The organism is Streptomyces sp. FH025 (assembly GCF_017427025.1).
GTDB lineage: Bacteria > Actinomycetota > Actinomycetes > Streptomycetales > Streptomycetaceae > Kitasatospora.
This window is the reverse complement of sequence record NZ_JAFLNG010000756.1, coordinates 1-3,497: the sequence shown is the minus strand read 5'-3', so window position 1 is coordinate 3,497 and position 3,497 is coordinate 1. Positions and strand designations below refer to the sequence as shown.

At 71.2% G+C, this 3,497-nt stretch carries 4 protein-coding genes; 3 read left to right on the top strand and 1 reads right to left on the bottom strand.

Going from position 1 to position 3,497, the window contains the following annotated elements:
• Nucleotides 1-60 precede the first annotated feature (60 nt).
• The 3 genes from J0670_RS33325 to J0670_RS33315 all read left to right on the top strand — a co-directional run bounded on the left by J0670_RS33325 (nt 61) and on the right by J0670_RS33315 (nt 2,147).
• Entirely contained in the window at nt 61-741 is a 681-nt protein-coding gene (locus tag J0670_RS33325; protein ID WP_243437882.1) for a TetR/AcrR family transcriptional regulator, read from the top strand.
• A gap of 93 nt (nt 742-834) precedes the next feature.
• A complete protein-coding gene (locus J0670_RS33320) occupies nt 835-1,545 on the top strand; it encodes a peptidylprolyl isomerase (protein ID WP_243437881.1) in 711 nt (236 codons plus the stop codon).
• Nucleotides 1,546-1,712: 167 nt separating this feature from the next.
• Nucleotides 1,713-2,147 (top strand): MazG-like family protein, encoded by a 435-nt coding sequence (locus J0670_RS33315; RefSeq protein WP_307806805.1) that lies wholly within the window; start codon nt 1,713-1,715, stop codon nt 2,145-2,147.
• Nucleotides 2,148-2,158: 11 nt separating this feature from the next.
• Here the strand turns inward: J0670_RS33315 and J0670_RS33310 are convergent, their stop codons facing one another.
• Nucleotides 2,159-3,460: a geranylgeranyl reductase family protein gene (locus tag J0670_RS33310; protein ID WP_207815944.1), complete on the bottom strand. Its 1,302-nt coding sequence runs from the start codon at nt 3,458-3,460 to the stop codon at nt 2,159-2,161.
• Nucleotides 3,461-3,497 lie beyond the last annotated feature (37 nt).

Here is a 3,497-nt window from a genome sequence, read left to right as displayed (position 1 = left end):
TACGATGAGCATGGCATGACCGCCACCCCACAGCAAGACTTAACGCGACAGGAGTCGACTTTGAGTGAAGCCCATCACCCCGGGCAGGAGCGGCAGCCCCACGCTCCGACCCCGCGCCCGGGCGGCCGCAGCGCTCGGGTCCGGGCGGACGTGGTCGCCGCCACGCTCTCCGAGGTCGCCGAGAAGGGGTACGACGGCCTCACCGTCGAGGCGGTCGCGACCCGATCCGGCGTCCACAAGGCGACCCTCTACCGACGGTGGGGCGGGGTGGACGGATTGATCGTGGACGCCCTGACCGCCTCGGCCGACCAGCCCTGGCCACTGCCCGACACCGGAGACCTCCAGCAGGACCTCCGCCGAATCACCCAGGAGGTGTTCAACGTCTTCACCGATCCCGACTTGGGCCCCACGCCCATCGCACTGATCTCCGCCGCTCAGCGTTCCGACGCCGGCGCGGCAGCCCTGCGCGCCTTCTTCGCGGCCCGCCACCGCCAGGCCGCCGAGGTGGCCGAACGGGCCATCGCCCGCGGCGAGTTGCCCACAGGTACGGACGGTGCCGAGGTGGTCCGGGCCGCCACCGCCCCGCTCTACTACCGGCTGTTCGTCACCGGCGAGCCGCTGGACGCCCGCACCGCCGAGCGGGCCGCCGACGCCGCCGCCCTGGCCGCCCGCGCCGGACTGTTCACCCCCGCCCCGACCGACGAGGAGGTGGGCGCAGCGCCCAACACCACGACCCCATAGCAAAACTGACTCACCACCAGCCACCCGGGAACAAAGGAGTATCGACCGCCCCAACCCCTACCGGAGACCCATCCGGCCGTGGATGATGCCTGCATGACAACCATGCCATCCACCACCCCACGGAAGGCCCGTCACGTGAAGCGCACGCACTGGGCACTGGTCGCCGCCGCCACCGTCCTGCCGCTCGCGGCGAGCACCGGCACCGCCGTCGCGGACACACCCACGTCCGCGACCCCCCAGAGCGCGGCCTGCACGTACACGCCAGCCGTCCCGGCCGACAACTTCAAGGGCATCCCGGTGTTCGACGCCAAAAAGGCGGCCCAGCCCTACCAGGCGACGCTGCGGACCAACCAGGGCCAGATCACCTTCGAGGCGCTGACCGACAAGGCACCCTGCACCACCTTCTCGTTCCGATTCCTCGCCGAGCACGACTACTTCGACCGCAGCCACTGCCACCGCCTCACCACCCAGCGGATCTACGTCCTGCAGTGCGGCGACCCGACCGGGACCGGCAGCGGCGGTCCGGGCTACTCCTTCCCGGACGAGAACCTGACCGGCGCCACCTACCCGGCCGGCACCGTGGCCATGGCCAACGCCGGCCCGAACACCAACGGCAGCCAGTTCTTCATCGTCTGGAAGGACACCAAGCTCTCCCCCGCCTACACCCCGTTCGGCCGGGTCACGGCCGGCATGGACGTCCTGCAGAAGATCGCCGCCGCCGGCGAGGACGATCAGAACGGCCCCGGCGACGGCTTCCCCAACGTCCCCGTGAACTTCCGCCACGTGAAGATCAGCAAGCACTGACGGAGAAGCCCGGGGAAGACCGCGGGCCCGAGCCCAGGGGTGCCTGGCGAAGCCCGGAGAAACCCGGGAAAGCCCCCGGGAAAGCCCGGACAACCCCACCCCGCCCGCCCCACGTCGTCGCTCCCGTACGGTGGCAGCACCAACGACACCGCAGGGAGCAGCACCGCATGGACGGCCGGATCTGGGAGAGCGTCGACCACCTGGTCGCGTGGCTGGACGAGCAGAGCGCGCAGACGCCGCAGGAAGAGCGGCTGCTGCGGATCCTCAAGCTCTCCGAGGAGGTGGGCGAGGTCGGCGCGGCGGTGATCGGCGCCACCGGGCAGAACCCCCGCAAGGGCGTCACCCACACCTGGGAGGACGTCCAGCACGAGCTCTGCGATGTCGTCTTCACCGCCCTGGTCGCCCTGCGGACGCTCACCCCGGACGCGGCCCGGGTGTTCGCCGAACGCCTCGCCTACGTCGAGCGGCGCTCCGCCGCCTCCCGCGACACCCCGGTCCGGGAGGCGGCACCGAAGACGACACCGGGAACGACACCGAGGACGGCACCGGAGGCGACGGCAGCGCCGGACCCGACGCCGGAAACGGCACCGGACCGGCGCTAGCCCACCCCCGCTCAGGCGTTGGGCGCGACCTTCGTCAGGCCGTTGATCACGCGGTCCATCGCGTCGCCGCCCTGCGGGTCGGTGAGGTTGGCGAGCAGCTTCAGGGTGAAGCGCATCAGCATCGGGTGGGTGAGGCCGCGCTGGGTGGCGAGCTGCATCACCTTGGGGTTGCCGATGAGCTTCACGAAGGCGCGGCCCAGCGTGTAGTAGCCGCCGTACACGTCCTTGAGGATGCGCGGGTAGGCCTGCAGGGCGCGCTCGCGGCCGGCGTCGGTGACCCGGGCGTGGGCCTGCACGATGACCCCGGCGGCGATCTGGCCGGATTCCATCGCGTAGGCGATTCCCTCGCCGTTGAACGGGTTGACCATGCCGCCCGCGTCGCCGACGAGAAGCAGGCCGCGGGTGTAGTGCGGCTGCCGGTTGAAGGCCATCGGCAGCGCGGCGCCGCGGATCGGCTCGGTCATGTTCTCGGGGGTGTAGCCCCACTCCTCCGGCATGTTGGCGCACCAGGCCTTGAGCACCTCGCGCCAGTCCAGTTCGCCGAACGCGGGCGAGGAGTTGAGGATGCCGAGGCCGACGTTGGAGGTGCCGTCGCCCATGCCGAAGACCCAGCCGTAGCCGGGCAGCAGCTTGCGCTGACCGCTGCGGGTGTCCCACAGCTCCAGCCAGGACTCCAGGTAGTCGTCGTCGTGCCGCGGCGAGGTGAAGTAGGTGCGGTAGGCGACGCCCATCGGGCGGTCCTCGCGGCGGTGCAGCCCCATGGACAGCGAGAGCCGGGTGGAGTTGCCGTCGGCGGCGACCACCAGCGGGGCCCGGAAGGTGACCGGCCGCTTCTCTTCGCCGAGCTTGGCGGTGACGCCGACGATCCGGCCGGTGCGGTCGTCCAGGACCGGCCCGCTGACGTTGCAGCGCTCGTAGAGCCGCGCGCCGGCCTTCTCGGCCTGACGGGCCAGCAGCTCGTCGAAGTCGGCGCGCTTGCGGACCAGGCCGTAGTCAGGGAAGGCCGACAGCTCCGGCCAGTCCAGCTCCAGCCGGACGCCGCCGCCGATGATGCGCAGACCCTTGTTGTGCAGCCAGCCGTTCTCGGTGGAGACGTCGATGCCCATGTCCACCAGCTGCTTGGTGGCACGCGGGGTCAGGCCGTCGCCGCAGACCTTCTCCCGGGGGAAGGCGGTCTTCTCCAGCAGCAGCACGTCCAGGCCCGCCTGGGCGAGGTAGTACGCGGTCGTGGAGCCGGCCGGGCCCGCGCCGACCACGATGACGTCGGCGGTGCTCTCGACCGTGTCGTCCGCCGTGCTGTCCGGCTTCGTCAGATCGGCTGCGGTCTCGGACACGTGGACACACTCCTGG